This is a genomic window from Litoreibacter ascidiaceicola (assembly GCF_900129235.1).
Lineage (GTDB): Bacteria > Pseudomonadota > Alphaproteobacteria > Rhodobacterales > Rhodobacteraceae > Litoreibacter > Litoreibacter ascidiaceicola.
This window is the reverse complement of sequence record NZ_FQUV01000008.1, coordinates 97,344-116,442: the sequence shown is the minus strand read 5'-3', so window position 1 is coordinate 116,442 and position 19,099 is coordinate 97,344. Positions and strand designations below refer to the sequence as shown.

18 protein-coding genes are annotated in these 19,099 nt (G+C 57.8%); 3 read left to right on the top strand and 15 right to left on the bottom strand.

What is annotated here, in order from left to right; translation table 11 throughout:
- Positions 1-47 precede the first annotated feature (47 nt).
- Positions 48-644 carry a recombination mediator RecR gene (recR, locus tag BUB72_RS15820; RefSeq protein ID WP_073145754.1) on the top strand — a complete coding sequence of 199 codons (597 nt, stop codon included), beginning with the start codon at positions 48-50 and terminating at the stop codon, positions 642-644.
- Here recR and BUB72_RS15815 read toward each other — a convergent pair.
- The 11 genes from BUB72_RS15815 to fdhF form a co-directional block, all read right to left on the bottom strand.
- Positions 641-2,287, bottom strand: coding sequence for a peptidoglycan-binding domain-containing protein (locus BUB72_RS15815; RefSeq protein WP_073145752.1), 1,647 nt, complete (start codon positions 2,285-2,287; stop codon positions 641-643). The two genes, recR and BUB72_RS15815, sit on opposite strands and share 4 nt — an antisense overlap.
- 14 nt (positions 2,288-2,301) lie before the next feature.
- Entirely contained in the window at positions 2,302-3,456 is a 1,155-nt protein-coding gene (locus tag BUB72_RS15810; RefSeq protein WP_073145750.1) for a phenylacetate--CoA ligase family protein, read from the bottom strand.
- A gap of 36 nt (positions 3,457-3,492) precedes the next feature.
- A complete protein-coding gene (locus BUB72_RS15805) occupies positions 3,493-4,314 on the bottom strand; it encodes an ABC transporter ATP-binding protein (RefSeq protein WP_073145747.1) in 822 nt (273 codons plus the stop codon).
- A 122-nt stretch (positions 4,315-4,436) separates the two neighbouring features.
- On the bottom strand, positions 4,437-5,708 hold the full coding sequence (locus tag BUB72_RS15800) for an ABC transporter substrate-binding protein (protein WP_073145745.1): 1,272 nt from the start codon (positions 5,706-5,708) through the stop codon (positions 4,437-4,439).
- 52 nt (positions 5,709-5,760) lie between these two features.
- Positions 5,761-6,837, bottom strand: coding sequence for a branched-chain amino acid ABC transporter permease (locus BUB72_RS15795; RefSeq protein ID WP_073145743.1), 1,077 nt, complete (start codon positions 6,835-6,837; stop codon positions 5,761-5,763).
- Positions 6,837-7,088 (bottom strand): hypothetical protein, encoded by a 252-nt coding sequence (locus BUB72_RS15790; protein ID WP_073145740.1) that lies wholly within the window; start codon positions 7,086-7,088, stop codon positions 6,837-6,839. Before BUB72_RS15790 ends, BUB72_RS15795 begins: the two co-directional genes overlap by 1 nt.
- A 2-nt stretch (positions 7,089-7,090) precedes the next feature.
- Positions 7,091-8,077, bottom strand: a complete 987-nt coding sequence (locus BUB72_RS15785) for a branched-chain amino acid ABC transporter permease (RefSeq protein WP_073145737.1) — start codon at positions 8,075-8,077, stop codon at positions 7,091-7,093.
- A gap of 20 nt (positions 8,078-8,097) precedes the next feature.
- Entirely contained in the window at positions 8,098-8,613 is a 516-nt protein-coding gene (locus tag BUB72_RS15780; protein WP_139250700.1) for a hypothetical protein, read from the bottom strand.
- Entirely contained in the window at positions 8,606-9,427 is an 822-nt protein-coding gene (locus BUB72_RS15775; RefSeq protein WP_073145733.1) for an ABC transporter ATP-binding protein, read from the bottom strand. The genes BUB72_RS15780 and BUB72_RS15775 overlap by 8 nt, the downstream gene beginning before the upstream one ends.
- 55 nt (positions 9,428-9,482) lie before the next feature.
- Positions 9,483-11,444: an AMP-binding protein gene (locus BUB72_RS15770; protein WP_073145731.1), complete on the bottom strand. Its 1,962-nt coding sequence runs from the start codon at positions 11,442-11,444 to the stop codon at positions 9,483-9,485.
- 266 nt (positions 11,445-11,710) lie between these two features.
- The gene (gene fdhF / locus BUB72_RS15765) at positions 11,711-14,476 is read right to left on the bottom strand and encodes a formate dehydrogenase subunit alpha (protein ID WP_073145728.1); all 2,766 of its coding nucleotides are present in this window, start codon (positions 14,474-14,476) and stop codon (positions 11,711-11,713) included.
- Between the two features lie 16 nt (positions 14,477-14,492).
- Here fdhF and BUB72_RS19200 point away from each other — a divergent pair, with 16 nt between their 5' ends.
- Together BUB72_RS19200 and BUB72_RS15760 are read left to right on the top strand one after the other, a co-directional pair.
- Positions 14,493-14,615, top strand: coding sequence for a hypothetical protein (locus BUB72_RS19200; RefSeq protein WP_281250221.1), 123 nt, complete (start codon positions 14,493-14,495; stop codon positions 14,613-14,615).
- 31 nt (positions 14,616-14,646) lie between these two features.
- Positions 14,647-15,693 carry a saccharopine dehydrogenase gene (locus BUB72_RS15760; RefSeq protein WP_073145726.1) on the top strand — a complete coding sequence of 349 codons (1,047 nt, stop codon included), beginning with the start codon at positions 14,647-14,649 and terminating at the stop codon, positions 15,691-15,693.
- Here BUB72_RS15760 and BUB72_RS15755 read toward each other — a convergent pair.
- The 4 genes from BUB72_RS15755 to BUB72_RS15740 form a co-directional block, all read right to left on the bottom strand.
- Positions 15,690-16,004 (bottom strand): DUF3775 domain-containing protein, encoded by a 315-nt coding sequence (locus tag BUB72_RS15755; RefSeq protein ID WP_073145724.1) that lies wholly within the window; start codon positions 16,002-16,004, stop codon positions 15,690-15,692. The two genes, BUB72_RS15760 and BUB72_RS15755, sit on opposite strands and share 4 nt — an antisense overlap.
- 78 nt (positions 16,005-16,082) lie before the next feature.
- Positions 16,083-16,814 (bottom strand): SDR family NAD(P)-dependent oxidoreductase, encoded by a 732-nt coding sequence (locus BUB72_RS15750; protein WP_073145722.1) that lies wholly within the window; start codon positions 16,812-16,814, stop codon positions 16,083-16,085.
- 43 nt (positions 16,815-16,857) lie between these two features.
- Complete coding sequence (locus BUB72_RS15745; RefSeq protein ID WP_073145719.1) at positions 16,858-17,616, bottom strand: DUF1365 domain-containing protein; 759 nt, start codon at positions 17,614-17,616, stop codon at positions 16,858-16,860.
- Positions 17,613-18,908, bottom strand: a complete 1,296-nt coding sequence (locus tag BUB72_RS15740) for an NAD(P)/FAD-dependent oxidoreductase (protein ID WP_073145717.1) — start codon at positions 18,906-18,908, stop codon at positions 17,613-17,615. Before BUB72_RS15740 ends, BUB72_RS15745 begins: the two co-directional genes overlap by 4 nt.
- Between the last annotated feature and the right edge of the window lie 191 nt (positions 18,909-19,099).

The following is a 19,099-nucleotide window of genomic DNA, read 5'->3' as shown; positions in this document are numbered from 1 at the left end:
AAAATACCTCCGCCGGAGGCTCCGACAGCAACACAAGGCGCGCCCGTTTGAGTAGCACGAAAGACATCGACGCTCTGATCGAGATGATGGCCAAGCTCCCCGGGCTTGGCCCCCGCTCGGCCCGTCGCGCGGTGTTGCACATGATCAAAAAACGCGCGCTGTTGATGACACCCTTGTCCGACAGCTTGCAAAAGGTCGCCGTCACCGCGCGCGAATGCCTCAACTGCGGCAATATCGGCACGTCTGACGTCTGCGATATCTGCACCTCCCACAAGCGCGCCAATGGCGAGATTTGCGTCGTCGAAGACGTGGCCGACCTCTGGGCAATGGAACGCTCCGGCGTCTTCAAGGGCCGCTATCATGTGCTCGGCGGCACGCTCTCCGCGCTGGACGCCGTCGGCCCCGAAGAACTCCGCATACCCAAGCTGATGACCCGCGTCGCGGAGGAGCAGATCACCGAGGTGATCCTCGCCCTGAACGCCACGATCGACGGTCAAACCACCGCCCATTATATCGCCGGAGAGCTCGAAACACGCGGAGTCGCCGTCACGTCCCTCGCCCAAGGCGTCCCCATCGGCGGGGAGCTCGACTATCTTGACGACGGCACAATCTCCGCCGCGCTGAAAGCCCGCAAAGCGCTCTAGCGCAGCACTGAATCCGCCAGCAAGCGCACCAGAGTTTGCTGGTTCAGGAACCCCGTGCGCGGCAGGTTGCGCGCCTCTTGATACCGTCTGATCGCACGGCGGCTGTCATCATCAAATGTTCCGTCCACGGCTCCGGGTTTCAACCCCAGTGACTCCAGTCGATCCTCGACCAATCGCCGCGTGGTGCCGTTCAACCCCAGCCGTTCCTCGTTGCGTTGTGCCGCTTCCAGCGCGCCCGCATTCTTCGCCTCGAATTCCAGCTCGGCAATCTTCGCGCGGGCTTGCTCGACAAACGCCCCTTCGGGGTTCGCCTGAACATAGCCCTCATAGGCCGCGAGCGACCCGACGGACTCGGCCGCATCCCAAGCTGCACGATCCTGCTCCGCCGCCGCAGCGCGACGCGCCTCTTCAAACGGCTCCAACCGAGCGGTGGCAATCTCTGCGAAAACTCCATCAGGATAGCGTTCCAGATAGGCGCGCAGCCCGGTCTCGTCACCACCTTGACCGGTCGCTCTCCAATAGGCGCGGTCTTTGCGTTCCAGTTCAATCTTGCGTTTCTCGGCCTCTATTTCCAATTCCTGCGCCCGGCGGTCCGCCTGCGCGCCCAACCGTTCAATCTGCGATTGCGTCACGAAGCCAGTCGCAGTTTCACCATTCACATTCTGCCATTTCTGAATCGCCGCACGCGATCCTCGCCCGAAAATCCCGTCGATCCCTTTGGGGTCATACTCCAGCAGCGACAGTGCGCGCTGAATTTCCCGCCGCCGGTCGCGGCTAAGGTTCAGCGCCTTTTCGCCCTGTTCTGCCAACAGCAAGGGTTGCGCTTTGATCTTGTCGATCTCGGCCCGCGCGTCAGCCGCAAACAGCCCGTCAGGATGACGCTTCAAATACGCCTCAAACGCGTCCATCGTACCAATGTCCTGCGTCACCTTCCAAAACGCTTTCTGCTCTGCATCAGGGTCAGCTTTTGCAACGACAGGCGGCGTCGCCCCGTCACTTGGCAGGAACGGCACCAACGGTGCCATGAACCCCGAACCGGTCAAACTCGGCCACGCATTCAGCGCGTTGGCGATCGATTGCCCCTTCTCGCCCAAAGCATCCTTGGCGTAATCCGCCACGTCACCCGAAGGGCCGGTAATGACACTCACGCCTTGCGGGATGTCCAACCCGTCTAGTCCCGGCCGCACACCCGCACCGAACTCGAACTCCGCGTCTTCCATTCCAAGCGCAACCACTGCACCTCCCGGTGCACGGGCCGCGATGTCCATCAGTATATTCAGAGGAACCGACTGCGTAGCAATCACGCCCAAATCCGGCGCTTCAGCATCCGCGCCGATAATCCAGTTCCCGCTCAAGCTATTCCCGAAATGTCCTGCCAAAGCGATGACGACCCGACCCGTCCCGTCCACCTTGGCGTTTAGCTCGGATACCAGTCCCGCCAACGCTTCAGCCGTCAGATCCGAGCCGCTCAGCACCTCGAACCCCGCCTCTTCCAGCGGCGCAACCGCATCCAGGATCTCGTCCGCCGCGCTCAAATCGCGCCCGTTGGCATAGTCCTCGTTGCCGACGACAAGGGCCACATCCCCCGCCCAAACCGGCACCGACATCATCAAAAAAGCGGCTAGGCTGGCACGAAGTCTCATGGCAAAATCCTTATCTAGTCGTAACTGCGCTGGTCCTCGATCACGAGCCCATCGTTGGGCAGGCTGCCCACAGGGACAACGTCCACCGCGCCTTTTAGTTTCAAAACATCTACAACAGAGGCGGCGTAAGCATCCGCATCCCCGCCTTCAGCCTCGATCAAAACGCGCATCGTGTCCATCTCGCCGTCGCGGGCGGCGACAACCCGCGCACGGGCAATCTCCGGATGCTTGGCCACCAAGTCAGCCACCTGTTCGGGCCGCACGAACATACCCTTGATCTTGGTCGTCTGGTCGGCGCGCCCCATCCACCCCTTGATGCGTGTATTCGTCCGCCCGCAAGGCGACACACCCGACATCACGGCGCTCATATCGCCCGTGCCAAACCGGATCAGCGGATAGTCAGGATTAAGCGAGGTCACAACGATCTCCCCCACCTGCCCCTCGGCCACAGGCTCCCCCGTGCCCGGCGTCACAATCTCCACGATCACGCCCTCGTCGACGATCATCCCTTCCATGGCCTCCGACTCGTAAGCGATATGCCCCAAATCGGCGGTGGCATAACACTGCAGACATGCAATCCCGCGATCCGCATAGCCCTGCCGCAGCGACGGGAACAACGCCCCGCCCGACACCGCGGCCTTGGTGAAGCCCAAAGCTTCCCCCATCTCGTCGGCTTTCTCCAAAATCACGTTCAGGTAATCCGGCGTCCCCGCATAGGTGGTCGCACCCACATCCTTGGCCGCACGCACCTGCAGCTCGGTCTGGCCGGTTCCAGCCGGCAAAACCCGCGCCCCCACGGCCCGCGCACCGTTTTCGAACATCATCCCCGCAGGGGTCAGATGGTAGCCAAAGCAATTCTGAACCACGTCAGACGCGCCAATCCCGCAGGCATGCAAAAACCGCCCGAAGCGCCACCAATCATGGCTCACCCCGCCCGGCTCGTAAATCGGCCCGGGCGACTGGAACACATGTGCCACGTCACCCACATGCATCCCGCCAAACGGCGGCTGTGCCTTCTGTTTCGCCGACAGATCCGACTTGCGCAACACCGGCACGCCAGCCAACTCCGCCAAACTCCCCAGCTTCACCCCAAGTGCGCCCAAAGCCGCCAGATGAGCCGCTTCGCGCGCATCCGCGCTGCGGGTCTCCAGATCGTCATAGAATCCCACGTCACGTCTCCATTTGGTTAAAAATACTCGAAAAAGCTACGACAGCCACCGCTTGCGACGCCGGTAGCTGCGCACATCGCGGAACGACTTGCGCCCTTCATCCGACATGCCAAGGTAAAACTCCTTCACATCCGGATTCTCCCGCAACTCCGCGGCAGGCCCGTCCATCACCACGCGGCCGCTCTCCAGAATATACCCGTAATGCGCAAAGCGCAGCGCCACATTGGTGTTCTGCTCGGCCAGCAAGAAGGACACGCCTTCCTTTTCATTCAGCGATTTCACAATGCCGAAAATCTCTTCCACAAGTTGCGGCGCCAATCCCATCGACGGCTCGTCCAGCAGGATCGTTTCCGGCTTGGCCATCATCGCGCGGCCAATCGCAACCATCTGCTGCTCCCCGCCAGACGTATACCCCGCCTGCGACGTCCGCCGCTCCCGCAAACGCGGGAAGTACGCATAGACCTTTTCCAGATCAGCGGCCACAGCCCCGCGCCCGTCAGATCGCGTGTAGGCCCCCGTCATCAGATTCTCTTCAACCGTTAGGTGCTCAAAACAGTGACGCCCCTCCATCACCTGAATAACCCCGCGCTTCACCATATCCGCCGGATCCAGGCCCGCGATATGGTCACCGCGATAAATGATCGAGCCCTTGGTGACCTCGCCCCGCTCCGAATGCAGCAGGTTTGACACCGCTTTCAGCGTCGTCGACTTGCCCGCCCCGTTGCCGCCCAGAAGCGCGGTAATCCCGCCTTGCGCCACTTTCAGGGACACGCCCTTCAGCACCAGAATGACGTGATTATAAATCACCTCGATGTTGTTGACCTCCAAGAGGGTCTCGGTTTTGGAACCATCCAGCATTTCAACATCCCATTAAGGTTAACACGGCCCGCGTCTTCATACGGAACGTCGTGGTTTCATCTTGGCAAAAATATTCAAACTCCCCGGCCCGCCACGACAGCGGGCCGGAGATATTTTACGACTTACTTACAGCCAGCCTCGATACCGGCTTCCGCTGCAAACGCGGCGCTGTCTTCGTCGATCAGCGGCTGGATCACGTCTTGATCGGAGCCTTCATAGCCGGTGATCAGCGACCATTTCTTCGCCGCTGCATCCCATTGCGCCACAGCGCCAAGGCCGTTGCCGCCGTGATTCTGGCAGGACACCTTGAACTCCGGACCAAAGCCCGGCAGGCCGATCTCAGCCATTTTGGCTTCAGTCATCTCCAAAGCTTCCATGCCATCGCGCATCATCGCAGGGGTCAGGTTTTTCTCGCCCGACAGTTCCTGCGCGGTCTTGGCAGCCTCGGCAGCCAGCATGGCCGCGTACATGCCACGGTTATACAGCGCTGTGCCAAGCTGGTCGCCCGCACCCGCCGCTTTGCCCGCATCGACCACGTATTTGCGCAGGTCGGCGTATAGCGGATAGTCGTCGCCCAGGTTGTGGAAGGTCAGCGCTTTGTAGCCATTGGCGCGGTCACCCGCTGGCAGCACGTCGTTCTCGGAGCCGGACCACCAGATGCCGATGAAGTTCTCCATCGGGTAGCGGATGTTGGCCGCTTCCTGAATCGCAACTTGGTTCATAACGCCCCAGCCATACATGATGACATTGTCAGGCTTTTGCTGGCGGATTTGCAGCCATTGCGACTTTTGCTCCTGACCGGGGTGATCCACCGGCACCAGCATCAGCTCGAAGCCATGCTTCTTCGACAGCTCTTCCAGCGTGCGGATCGGCTCCTTGCCATAGGCAGAGTTGTGATACACCAACGCAATCTTCTTACCCGAGATGTCGCCTTGGCTCATGATGTGGTTCACAGCATGCGACGCGCCATCCCAATAGTTCGCAGGGTAGTTGAACACGTTGGAGAAAATCTCCCCGTTCTTCGCCGAGGTCCGGCCATAGCCCATCGTGTGCAGCGGGATGCCGTCAGCGGTCACTTTCGGGATCAGCTGGTAGGTGATGCCGGTCGACAGCGGTTGATAGATCAACGCGCCTTCGCCCTTGGTCGCCTCGTAGCATTCCACGCCCTTCTCGGTGTTGTAGCCGGTCTCGCATTCGATGACCTTGGCCGGAACGCCGCCGATGCCGCCGTCGCGCTCGTTAAGCAGGGTAAAGTAGTCCTCATAGCCGTCCGCGAACGGGATGCCGTTGGCCGCGTAGGGGCCGGTGCGGTAAGACAGCGACGGGAACACAAGGTCCGCCATCACCGGGCTGGCTGCCATCACGGCTGCCACTGCAAGTGTTGTTAGTTTCATCTTTAGTATCCTCCCTTGGATTTCAAAGTAGGCGGGTCTCCCCGCCACACCGCTAATGCGGAAACGGCCAGAGCCGTAGTTTCTCTTTCGCGACCCGCCAAAGCTGCGCCAGCCCGTGCGGTTCCAGAATCAGGAACACGATGATCAGGCCACCAGACACGATAAACTGCAAGTGCGCAGCCAGATCGGTGGGCCAGCCCAGCATGCCGACAAACACGTTTTTCAGGAATACCGGCAGCAGCACCATGAACGCCGCCCCCGCGAACGACCCGAAGATCGAGCCGAGCCCGCCAATAATCACCATGAATAGCACCAGAAACGATTTATCGATCCCGAAGCTCTCGCCCACTTCCGCCGCGCCCAGATAGACGCTGAAGAACAGCGCCCCAGCGATGCCGATGAAAAAGCCCGACACGGCGAACGCTGTCAGCTTGGCCATCATCGGGTTCACCCCGATGATCTCGGCGGCGATATCCATGTCGCGGATGGCCATCCACTTCCGCCCGATCGAGCCGCGCGTCAGGTTGCGCGCGATCAACGCCGCCAGCGTCACGAAGATCAGGCAGATCATGTATTTAGCCCAAGCCTCGGTGTTCGGCCCTGTCACGATAATCCCGAACACACTGCGTTCCGGTGACGAAATCTGCCCCGAGGCCGAATAGTTGTAAAACCACGGCACCTTGTTGAACAGCCACACCAGAAAGAACTGTGCGGCCAGTGTCGCCACCGCCAGATAGAACCCTTTGATGCGCAAACTTGGCAGGCCGAAGATCGTCACGACCCCCGCCGTCACCAGTCCCGCCAGCGGCACGTGGATCAGCATCGACACTTCTGGAAACGCCGTCATCAACTTGTAGACCGCATAGGCCCCGACAGCCATGAACGCCCCGGTCCCAAGGCTCACCTGCCCGCAATATCCGGTCAGGATGTTCAGCCCGATCGCCGCCGTGGCGTAGATCAGGAACGGAACGAACACCGCGTTCGCCCAGTAGTCGTTGATGAAGAACGGGATGACCAGATAGGCCACCGCCAACACCAGATAATAGCGATACCGGTCAAATTTGATCGGGAAGGTTTGGCTATCTTCGGGATAGCTGACCTTGAAGTCACCTGCTTCACGGTAGAACATTAGGTCGCTCCCTCTTCATTTTTCCGCAGGTGTTCCGGTACGCGGTTGCGCGGTTTGGCATAGCCGGAGGCCTCGGAGTGGCGCACCAGTTGCAGGTAGGTGAACAGCCCTACCCCCGCGCCCAGAACCGCCAGAACGCCCGCGACCATAATCTGCGTGGTGTTCCCGACGTCGGCGCTTAGCGCCAGATATCCGAAGGCCCAGAAGCCCGACCACGCGATGACATTCAATATCGCAATCACCTTGCTCATGCTCAAACCCTCTCGATAATCTTCTCGCCGAACAGCCCTTGCGGGCGGAACACGAGGAACAACAAGGCCAGCACATAAGCGAACCAGTTTTCAGTCGCGCCGCCGACCATCGGGCCGATCAGGAACTCGAACAGTTTCTCGCCCACGCCGATAATCAACCCGCCGACAATCGCACCGGGGATCGAGGTGAACCCGCCCAGCATCAGCACCGGCAGCGCCTTCAAGGCAATCAATGACAGCGAGAATTGCACGCCGGACTTCGCGCCCCACATGATGCCCGCAACCAAGGCGACGAAGCCTGCGATGGACCAGACCAGCACCCAGATGAAGTTCAGCGAAATCCCGACCGACAACGCCGCTTGGTGGTCATCCGCCACGGCCCGCAAGGCGCGGCCCTGCTTGGTGTATTGAGAAAAGATGATCAGCGCCGCCACCAGGAAAATCGCCACAATCGTGGCCGAGATATCAAGGTTGTCGATAAAGAACCCGTAGCCGAACGCCTCGAACGTGGTGACGTCGATCCACTCGTTGATGCCCTGCGGCAGACCCACATCCAGCTTCTTGATGTCGGAGCCCCACATCAGATCGCCCACCCCCTCAAGGAAGTACGCAAGCCCGATGGTTGCCATGAACAGGATGATCGGCTCTTGGTTGACCAGATGCCGGAAGATATATCGCTGCACCAGCCACGCAAAGACCACCATGACCCCTGCGGTCAAGATGATCGCCAGCAAGGCAGGCACGTGCCAGCCGAAATGGTGCAACTCGGTCCCGAAGGTCGCGTTGATGATGTGGCTGAACGGCACTTGCCCGTCCATGATCCCCACCAAGGTCAGCGCCGCAAACAGCGCCATGACGCCTTGGGCATAGTTGAAGATACCCGACGCTTTGAAGATCAGAACGAAGCCCAAGGCCACCAGCGCATAAAGCACACCGGCCATCAGCCCGTTCAGGATAACTTCCATCGCAAAGAGAAACTGCTCAGGCATTGGAGCCTCCATTTAGTGGTTCACGATTCAAGGTCGGTCTCCTCAACTGAAACGGCAAACGTATCGTTCCGTGTGTTAAAAAACACATTCAAGCGCGGCTCACGCCACTCAGTCGATTGAAATCCAAAATCATAGTTCTCGCCATTCATTGGCGTATAGCGCTTCGCATCGACTAGGGCGTTCATATGCTTCAATCCGCGCACGAGGATCTTATCAGTCGACTCTCCAGCGTCCGCTCCCATGCCGCACCCGACGCTCTGGTCGCCGAGCACTCCTGATACATAAAAATAGACTTCGGCCGTCAGCACGAACACATCACTTGGTGAGTCAGGATTGGGAGGTGGAACAAACTCCAGATTTGAACTGATAGGAGCTTCGACATTCTCCATCGGCACCAAACACCGCGTCTCGAATTCTTCCCAAGCGCCGGCCTGCGCGCCGGAGGTGGCCAAAAACACCACCCCTAGCGGTCCGACAACCTGCCCGACGCAAAGCCGACGCATTGCCGACGTTATGCAGACGCCGAATTTAGTCATGCGCCACACCCAGATACGCATCAATCACCTCTTGGTTGTTGCGCACTTCATCCGGTGTCCCGTCGCCGATCTTTTTGCCGTAATCCATCACGACAACACGGTCCGACAGGTCCATAACCACGCCCATATCGTGCTCGATCAACGCGATGGTCGTTCCAAATTCATCATTAACATCAAGGATAAAGCGGCTCATGTCCTCTTTTTCCTCAACGTTCATCCCGGCCATCGGCTCGTCCAGCAAAAGCAGCTTCGGCTCCGCCGCTAACGCCCGCGCCAACTCCACCCGTTTCTTCAAACCGTAAGGCAAACGGCCAACAGGTGTTTTCCGAATGGCCTGAATTTCCAGAAAATCAATAATCTTTTCAACGACTTCCCGATTTTCAGTCTCTTCCTTCTCGGCCTTGCCCTTCCAGATCATCTGGCTCAGCATCCCCGATTTCATATGCGTCAAGCGACCCGTCATGACGTTATCCAGAACGCTCATCCCCTCGAACAAGGCAATGTTCTGAAACGTCCGCGCAATCCCCTGCCGCGCCACTTGGTAGGGCCGCATCTGGGGGCGCTTTTTGCCGTGGAACCAAACCTCGCCCTCTTGCGGATTATAGAACCCAGAGATCACGTTCAGCATCGACGATTTTCCGGCCCCGTTCGGCCCGATAATAGCGCGAATTTCGCCCTCGTTGATGTCGAAAGAGATGTCCTTGATAGCCACCACCCCGCCAAAGCGCAGAGTGATATTTTTCATTTCCATCATGGTGTTACCGATCTTGCGGCCGTCCGCAGTCGTGTAATTTCCACCTGTCAAAGCGTTCATAGGGCTACCTCACGGGATGGCGGGCGGGGCGATGATGAAATCGAGCGTCGCACCGTCATTCCGCCGCAACTTTCCGGATTTCAAATACTCGGGCATCGCGCACCTCAAGTGTCGCTTTGATCGACCCTTTACGCCCGTCTTCATAGGTCACTTCCGTCTCGGTCGATATGTTCGAGGACCCGTCATAGAGCGCTTCAAGAATATCTGCGAACTTCTCTTCGATGATCCGACGCCGGACCTTCAACGTCCGCGTCAACTCCCCGTCATCCGCATCTAACTGCTTGTGAAGAACAACAAATCTATGCACCTGACACCCCGACAACATCGGGTCTTCCGCGACGCTCGCGTTCACCTCTTCCACGTGGGACTGCATGGTCGCCAGCACCTCGGGGTGACCGGCCAGCTCCTGATAGCTGGAATAAGCAATGTTGTTGCGTTCCGCCCAGTTCCCGACGGCTGTCAGGTCAATGTTCAAAAACGCGGTGCAGTAGTCTTTGCCACTGCCGAACACAACAGCTTCCAGCACGTTGGGATAGAATTTCAGTTTATTTTCAACGTATTTAGGTGCAAACAAAGACCCGTCAGCCATTTTTCCGACGTCCTTGGCGCGGTCGATAATCCGTAGATGACCGCTCCCTTCTTCGATAAATCCGGCGTCGCCTGTCGCGACCCAACCCTCCGCGTCCTTGGTCGAAGCTGTGCTTTCGTCATTTTTGAAGTAGCGCACAAATACGCCCGGCGAGCGGTAGAATACCTCACCATTGTCGGCGATTTTCAGCTCTACGCCGGGGCTAGGGACACCCACCGTATCGGACCGCACTTCCCCGTCAGGTTGTTGCGTGATGAACACCGAGGCTTCTGTCTGGCCATAGAGCTGCTTCAGGTTGATCCCCAGCGAGCGGTAGAAGTCAAAGATCTCCGGCCCAATCGCCTCACCCGCCGTATAGCCAACGCGTACCCGCGAAAACCCGAGTGTGTTCTTCAAAGGCCCGTAAACCATCAGCTCACCAAGCTGGTACTTCAGCTTGTCCCCGAACCCGACCGGCTTTCCATCCAACAAGTCTGGGCCCACCTTCTTGGCATGTGCCATGAAATGGTGGAACAGCCACTTTTTGAAGCGACTTGCATCCTCCATCCGGATCATCACATCTGTCAGTTGGGTCTCGAAAACCCTCGGTGGTGCAAAGTAATATGTCGGCCCGATTTCGCGCAGATCGCTGTGCATCGTGGCCGGACTTTCGGGGCAGTTCACACAGAAGCCGGTCCAGAAAGCTTGCCCAATGGAGAAGATGAAATCGCCAACCCATGCCATCGGGAGATAGGCGAGAATTTCGTCCTCGGCCCGCAGGTCATCAAACTCGGAAGATGCCTTGGACGTCTCGATAATGTTCCGGTTCGACAGAACCACACCTTTCGGCTTACCCGTTGTGCCAGAGGTATAAAGCATGACGCATGTATCGTCGTAGGTCGGCTTGTCGCGACGGCGGTTAAGCTCGGCACGGTCTCCATCAGCACGGCCTTTTTCTTGCAAGACCTGATATTTCGTCAGCGCGCTGTGGTCGTATTTGCGCATGCCGCGAGGATCCAGATAAACCATGTGCTCGATGCCCGGAAGCTGATCATGCACTTCAAAAACTTTATCAACCTGTTCTTGATCTTGCGCGATCACAAACCGTGCGCCGCAGTGATCCAAAACATAGGCCAACTCCTCCGCGACCGCGTCTTGGTAAAGCGGAACAGGAATAGCGCCGACCATTTCGGCAGCCACGAAGCTCCAATAAAGGTAGGGGCGGTTCCGGCCGATAATCGCGATATGATCGCCTTCGTTTACACCAAGTGTAAGAAGGCCCAGCGCCAAGGCTTCGATCTCTTCCGCAACTTCAGCCCAAGTCCAAGTTTGCCAGATGCCGAACTCTTTTTCACGATACGCTGGCTTGTCGCCATACTTGGCAACATTGCGCGCCAGAAGACGAGGTATAGTATCCAGACCAGCCGAAGCAGTTGTTGCGTGAACCAAAATTTCCTCCCAATGCCGGAATGACCGACGGTGAAGCTAAGCGCTTCCTATTGGGGGAATACTGGTCGGCAGGCGCTGCAACGTCAAATGTTTTTTTGAACACTTGTTCAGATAGCGCTATCAACCGTCTGAATTCGGCGGACAACAACTTATATTTAAGAGATTTTGCGCCATTAGTGGCGAAAGGGCGCCCCCCTGCCTCCGCCGTAATAAGGGCCGAGGCAGGGGTGATATTCGAAAATCAGAATCAGTCGTTCTGCGGCTGTCTATTCTGCGGGAACAGGTTGATCCGCGTTCTCGACACGAACCGCCGCAAACTTGAATTCCGGAATCTTACCGTAAGGATCGACTGCGGGGTTGGTCAGAATGTTGGCCGCGGCTTCAACATAAGCAAAAGGCAGGAACACCATGTCAGGTGCGACCGCACGGTCAGACCGCGCCATGACATTGATCGACCCGCGCCGCGTTGTCAGCCGCAACATGCCACCGGGCTCCACCCCCAGCTTGCGCAACGTCGACGGGTGCAGCGAGCAGTTGGCCTCTGGCTGCAATGCGTCCAACACCGAAGCGCGACGGGTCATAGACCCTGTATGCCAGTGCTCCAGTTGTCGGCCAGTCGTCAGAATCATCGGATACTCGGCATCAGGGACCTCATCCGGCGCAATGACGTTCGCGGGGGTAAATTTCGCGCGGCCATCAGCACGCGGGAATCCATCGCCAAACACAATCGGTTGCCCGGGGTCTGTGGGGGAAAGTGACGGATAGGTCACCACGCTTTCCATCGCTAAGCGGTCCCACGTGATGTTGTCTAGCGAGCCCATGTTCTTTTTCATCTCCGCAAAGACGTCAGCCGGACCACTATAGCTCCAGTCCAAACCTAAGCGCTTGGCCAGCTCAACCTCGATCCACCAGTCCTCTTTCGCGTCACCAGGTGGCGGCAAAGCAGGGCGGCCCATTTGCACCTGACGATTGGTGTTGGTCACAGTGCCGGACTTCTCGGCAAAGGCTGAGGCAGGTAAAATCACATCGGCAAAGTTCGCGGTTTCGGTCAGGAAGATGTCTTGGACGACCAAGTGATCCAGCTTCGCTAACGCATCGCGGGCGTGTTCCACATCAGGGTCCGACATCGCCGGATTTTCACCTAGAATGTACATCGACTTGATGTCGCCCGCGTGGACCGCATCCAGGATTTCGGTCACAGTCAGGCCCTTCTCGTTCGAGAAGTCATCCGAGCCCCAAACTTCGGTGAAGGCAGAACGAACACCGTCATCCATCACGCTTTGATAGTCCGGCAAGAACATCGGCACGAGCCCCGCATCCGACGCGCCTTGCACGTTGTTCTGACCGCGCAGCGGGTGAAGACCGGAACCGGGCCGGCCCACTTGACCCGTCATCAACGCAAGGCTGATCAGGCAGCGGGAATTGTCGGTGCCGTGAATGTGTTGCGAGACCCCCATGCCCCAGAAAATCATAGCCGCTTTGGCACCAGCAAAGGTACGGGCCACATCGCGCAACATCTCAGGAGCGATACCGCAAATCTCACTCATCTTCTCAGGTGTAAATCCCGCAAGGTGGGCCTTCTCGGCCTCCCAATTCTCGGTGTAGGCGTCGATATATTGTTGGTCGTAGAGGCCTTCCTCCACGATCACATGCATGATCGCATTCAGCATCGACACATCTGCACCAGGGCGGAATTGCAGCATGTGGCTAGAATGGCGTTTCAACGCTTGTCCGCGCGGGTCCATGACGATCAGCTTGCCGCCACGCTTAGCGAACTGCTTGAAATAGGTCGCCGCAACGGGATGGTTTTCCGTCGGGTTCGCACCAATGACAATCGCAACGTCTGCGTTTTCAATCTCGTTAAACGTCGCGGTCACAGCACCGGACCCCACGTTCTCCATCAGCGCCGCGACTGACGACGCATGGCAAAGCCGCGTGCAGTGATCGACGTTGTTGTGACCAAAGCCTTGGCGGATAATTTTCTGGAACAGGTAGGCCTCTTCGTTGGTGCATTTAGCCGACCCGAAACCCGCGACCTCACGGCCCCGACCCTTCATGCCGCCCGCAGCCATATCCAGCGCCTCGTCCCACGTCGCCTCGCGGAAGAACTCCTGCCAATTGCCAGGGTCGACATTCAGCCCCTTAGCAGGTGCGTCGTCACGGCGGATCAACGGCTTGGTCAGGCGGTGGTCATGGTGAATGTAGTCGAAGCCAAAGCGGCCTTTGACACACAGGCGGCCTTCGTTGGCGGGGCCGTTGATCCCGTCCACATATTTCACCTTGCCGTCTTTGACCTTCAGCGAAATCTGGCACCCGACACCGCAGAACGGGCAAACGCTTTCCACTTCACTGTCAAAATCCTTGCTGTCACCAATTTGGTTCTCGTCCGTCACGGTTGCAGGCATCAACGCACCGGTCGGGCAGGCTTGAACGCATTCACCACAAGCCACGCAGGTGCTGTCGCCCATCGGGTCGGCGAAATCGAAGGTCGGATAGGAGTCGTGACCACGGCCCGACATGCCGATCACGTCGTTCACCTGAACCTCTCGACAGGCGCGTACGCACAGGCCGCATTGAATGCACGCATCCAAGTTCACCGACATCGCCACGTGGCTGTCATCCAGCAACGGGATGCGGCCTTCCTCCAGCTTCGGGAACCGGCTTTCCGACACGCCCTGCATCGCCGCCATGTCCCAAAGGTGGGAAGATTTATCATGCGCCTCGTCAGGCGCGGGCTGATCCGCGACCAGCATCTCCACGACCATTTTTCGCGCGGTTTCCGCGCGATTGGAGTTGCTGGTGACGACCATCCCTTCAGCTGGTTCGCGAATGCACGACGCGGCCAAAACCCGCTCGCCCTCGATCTCGACCATACACGCACGGCAGTTGCCGTCGGGGCGATATCCGGGTGCCGGTTTGTGACACAGATGCGGGATCACAAGGCCACGGCCATTGGCCACTTCCCAGATGGTTTCGCCCGCTTGGGCCTCTACCTGCTCACCGTTGAGCGTGAATTTGATCGTGTCGGTCATTGGCGTGTCTCCCTGCGTGCGCCAAGTTAAAGCATCGGGCGGGCAATTCCAGAGCATCATGCGCGACCTCAAACACCGTATTTGCGTCAGCCTGTTTCCCATGGGCGCAGGGGTGGCGCGTATTGGCGGCCTCGCGTAAGTCTTAGGGTAACACTTAAAGGGAAACTGACATGACACATCTTTGGGTTCGATCCGAAAGCCGAGACCATGAGCAACGGGTCGGCGTGACGCCTGAAGGGGTCAAAGCGCTTATGAATGCAGGGATCAAAGTCACCGTTGAGGAGAGCTCCTCACGCGCAATTGGTATCGATGGCTATAGTGCGACGGGCTGCGAAATTGCGCTCGAAGGCAGCTGGACCGACGCCCCTCGCGAAGCAATCATTTTCGGCCTCAAAGAGCTGCCCGAAGACGGCACACCTCTGCCACACCGCCACATTATGTTCGGTCACGCCTTCAAGGGGCAACCCTCGGGCCGCGTGTTGCTGGACCGCTTCAAGGCGGGCGGAGGTGCCATATATGACTTGGAATATCTTGTGGGCGAAGACGGCCGCCGCGTTGCTGCGTTCGGGTATTGGGCGGGCTACGCGGGGGCAGCAGTCAGCCTGATGTGCTGGATTGCCCAACAGAACGGAAGCATTGTGGAGCCAGTTGGGGTCTACGCATCGTCAAAAGCAATGCAAGATGACCTGAACGAACGCATGGCGGCCTTTAGTGATAAGCGACCTTCGGCCCTCATTATCGGCGCCTTGGGCCGCGTGGGAACGGGTGGTGCAGACCTTTGCACGTCCATGGGGGTACCCGTAACCAAATGGGACATGGCAGAAACCGCCAGCGGGGGGCCGTTCCCCGAGGTGTTGGACCACGACATTTTCCTGAATTGTATTCTTGCGCGCCCCGGAACGCCGGTATTTGTTCCGGCATCGGCAAAAACGACAGAGCGCAAACTCTCGGTGATTGGTGACATCGCCTGCGATCCTGACAGCGACTTTTCCCCGATCAAGGTCTATGATCGTGTCACGACGTGGGACGCGCCAGCCCTACGGGTTCACGACGACCCCGTGTTGGATGTGACAGCCATCGACAATCTGCCTTCCATGCTGCCCACCGAAGCTTCCGAAGATTTTTCCAGCCAGTTGTTACCAAGCCTCCTCACGCTCGACGCGCTGGACGCAGGCGTTTGGGGTCGCGCGAAGGCGACGTTCGACGAACATCTCTAAAGAAGCTCTTCTTCCGCATCCGACAGGTCAAAGCCCATCATTTCAGAGCCGTTTTCAAGATGGTCTGCAAGATGAGGGATTCCCAAAAGGTAATCCTCGGTAGGGCTCACCTTCTCTTGCCGCGCCGTGAGCAATGCCTCGTCCCATTCGCTCGCATCAAAGCTGCCGCGTCCGATCCATGTCAACGCGACAAGCTCGGCCTGCTCGTCCTCGTTCAATCCATCGATGAACGCGCGAAGTTCGCCCTCTGCGCGGTCGATTTCGTGTGCAAACAAGACAACTTGCGCAACCTTGTGTAGGGAAATGTCCATCGACAATGCTCCTCCGTGTTGATGATCCACTGTAGGCGGCAGCATAGCCTTCTCCAATGATATGGATCAAACAGGAACTCAGGAGAAAATGCGGTAATACAGCCAGTCCGGCAGGAATTGGCTGCCTCTGAAAACAAGACTGAACAGAGTCGGAAAGCTGCGTTTGAAACCACCGGACTTCATATGGTCGAACACGATCTGCGCGGCCTCTTCCGGCTCCATAATGAACGGCATGTTGAAGTCGTTCTTGTCGGTTAGTTGGGTCTTGATAAACCCCGGATTCACCACCTGAATATCCACGCCTGTTTCGCGCAAATCAGCATACATGCATTCGGCCAAACTCATAGTGGCCGCCTTGCTCGCTGTATACCCGATAGAGCCAGGGAGGCCTCTAAATCCGGTCAGGCTGGACGTGATGACGATATGTCCGCCGTCTCGTTGAACCATGTTCGGAACGACCTGCCCTAAGACACGCGCCAAACCGGTGAAATTGATATCGCACATGGCGTTCACCTGATCGGCGTCCCACTCTTTCGCGCCTTGCGGCCAATAAACACCCGCCAGATGCACATAGCCGTCGACCTCACCGACTTCTGTAGCCGCGCGGATCACGTCGTCATTTTCGGACACATCAACGGTTACGTAGGACGCTTTCGTGCCGATTTCGGACACCGCCTGTTTCAGCCCATCTTCGCCGCGAGCAGAGATCACCACTTCGGCGCCGGCCTCCACCAGCTTATCGGCCAAAGCACGGCCCAGCCCAGCGGAGGCACCAACCAACCAATATCGCTTCCCGTTAAAATCTCTCATCCGGCAGCTCTCGTTAATGTTGTTTCATCGGTTTCAGCGGCACTCATCTCGATACCTTTTTGGATGGCGGTTCGGGGTGTGCACGAAATTTTGCGCCCTTCCACCACAGTTTTAGGGCCTGCCAATGGATTAGACTCAAAACGCGACGCGATCCTAACGGGCGGCGTAAACACGCCCTCAATATCGACCAGTTGGTCAGCGGCGCACGCTTGCCAGTTAGAGTCGCCAGCAAGCCGTTGTTCCCGCAAGTGTAGTCGATCCAAACGCCCACCTTGTCGTCTGTGAAGTCAAAGCGGAATGTGTATTCACCTGCGACCGGCTGGAACGGCGAGACGTAGAATATCTTTCGTGCAGTCAGTCGGTCAGTCGGCAAGATAGCGCGGTGGTCATCATGGAAACAAAGGTAGCAATGCCGATCTCCATAGGTGTTCGAGACCTCGGGTATAACTGCGCACAAGCTACCCTCAGCATCAAAGCCAAGCCAGAAGCTCACCGGATTGAATACATGTCCCAAGACACGCGGCTGGGCGAGCAGTTCAATCCGGTCGACGACAGTCATCAAGCCTTCGGCCTCAAAGACCCCGCGCGCCCAAGATGCGCCCGCACCTTGCTTCGGATCGCCCCCGTGGTCGCTGTCGTGCAGAGATACCAGATTGGCGCTGTTGCGTGAAAACAAAGCCGGAGATGTTACCTCCGAGGTGGGGTCCAACAAGACGTAGTCCACGCCATATCGGAAGGCGTTTTCGATCGCCCCTTTGCGCCCGTGAAAGGTCACGCCTGCGATATGACTGATTCCGCTCACGCAGCCTCGGACGTTTCTAGTTTCGAGGCGAAGCCCTGAGCCACATCAACCGCACTAGACAGGCCGTCCTCGTGGAAGCCGTTTTTCATCCAAGCCCCGCAGAACCATGTCCGGTTTGTCCCGTTCATGGCCGAAATTTTGTCCTGTGCTTTCAAAGCGGCGACATCATAAACCGGATGATGGAATGTCTTCGTATCATAAATCAGATCCTCACAAATCTCGCGGGTCGAGTTCAGGGTTACAAAGAGCGGATCATCATGCGGGATCGGCTGAAGGGAGTTCATCCAGTAGGTCAGATCAATTCTGTCTGAAGACTTGTGCTTGTCTTCGCAATATACCCAGCTGGCCCAGACCTTGCGCCGCTTCGGCATCATTGACGGGTCGGCATGTAGCACGGCTTCGTTGGGTTGGTATTTCACCGCCCCTAAGGCTGCACGCTCTGCAAGGGACGCATCGGTCAGCATGGCCAAGCTTTGATCGGCATGGGAGGCGAATACAACTTCATCAAAACGCTCAAGCACCCCTCCGACAGGCGTAATCTCGACATGGGTTTGAGCACGCTCAACCGACTTGATGGGTGTTCCCACGCGGATGCTTACGCCTTGGTTCCTCAATCGCTCTTCCAGTTTGCAGACATATTGCGTTGAGCCCCCTTGCACGGTGCGCCATTGGTGCTGGCCCGAATATCCCAGCAGGGCGTGATTTTGCATGAAGCGTATCATCGCTTGCGCTGGAAAGGCCTCCATCCGCTCTATTGGTGTAGACCAAATCGCGCCGGTAAACGGCAACAGGTATTTGTCGCGGAACCATGAACCGGTGCCGAGCTGCCCCAAAAGCTCCGAAATGGAAATGTCAGGGTCGTTCGCAACATCCACCGCGCGGGCGTTGAAGCGAACGATATCGCGGATCATCCGAAGGAAACGTGGGTCCATGGCGTTGCGACGTTGCGCAAAGATCGCGTCAATGCTGTGCAGACCGTATTCCAACTTCCCGCCCCCGATCGAGGCACCGAAGCTCATATTGCTTTTGACCGTTTCGACCCCGAGGTCGGCAAACAGATTTACCAGATGAGGGTAGTTGGTTTCATTGAACACGATGAACCCAGTGTCCACAGGCTGGTCACCGCGCTTTCCAGCAATGATGGTACGCGCATGGCCGCCCAAGCGGGGTTCCGCCTCGAATAATGTCACCTGATGCGATTTCGACAGCATATGTGCGGCACCCATGCCGGAAATTCCCGCCCCGATTACGGCAATACGCTTCGGGGCTATAGTCATGGGTTCAAACGGCATTTTACGCTCCAGCACGGAAAAATTTCTTCTAAGGGTTTTACGTCTGCGCGGTCGATATGGATCAATGAAGGCGAAGTGATCCGAAATAGATTTCTGGCCGTAGAAGGTACATGTTGACGGCAGACACATCTTTTGACGACTCTGGGCTTGTAATGCAGCCTGTATGCAAACCGGTGCGCCGCGAGGGTGGC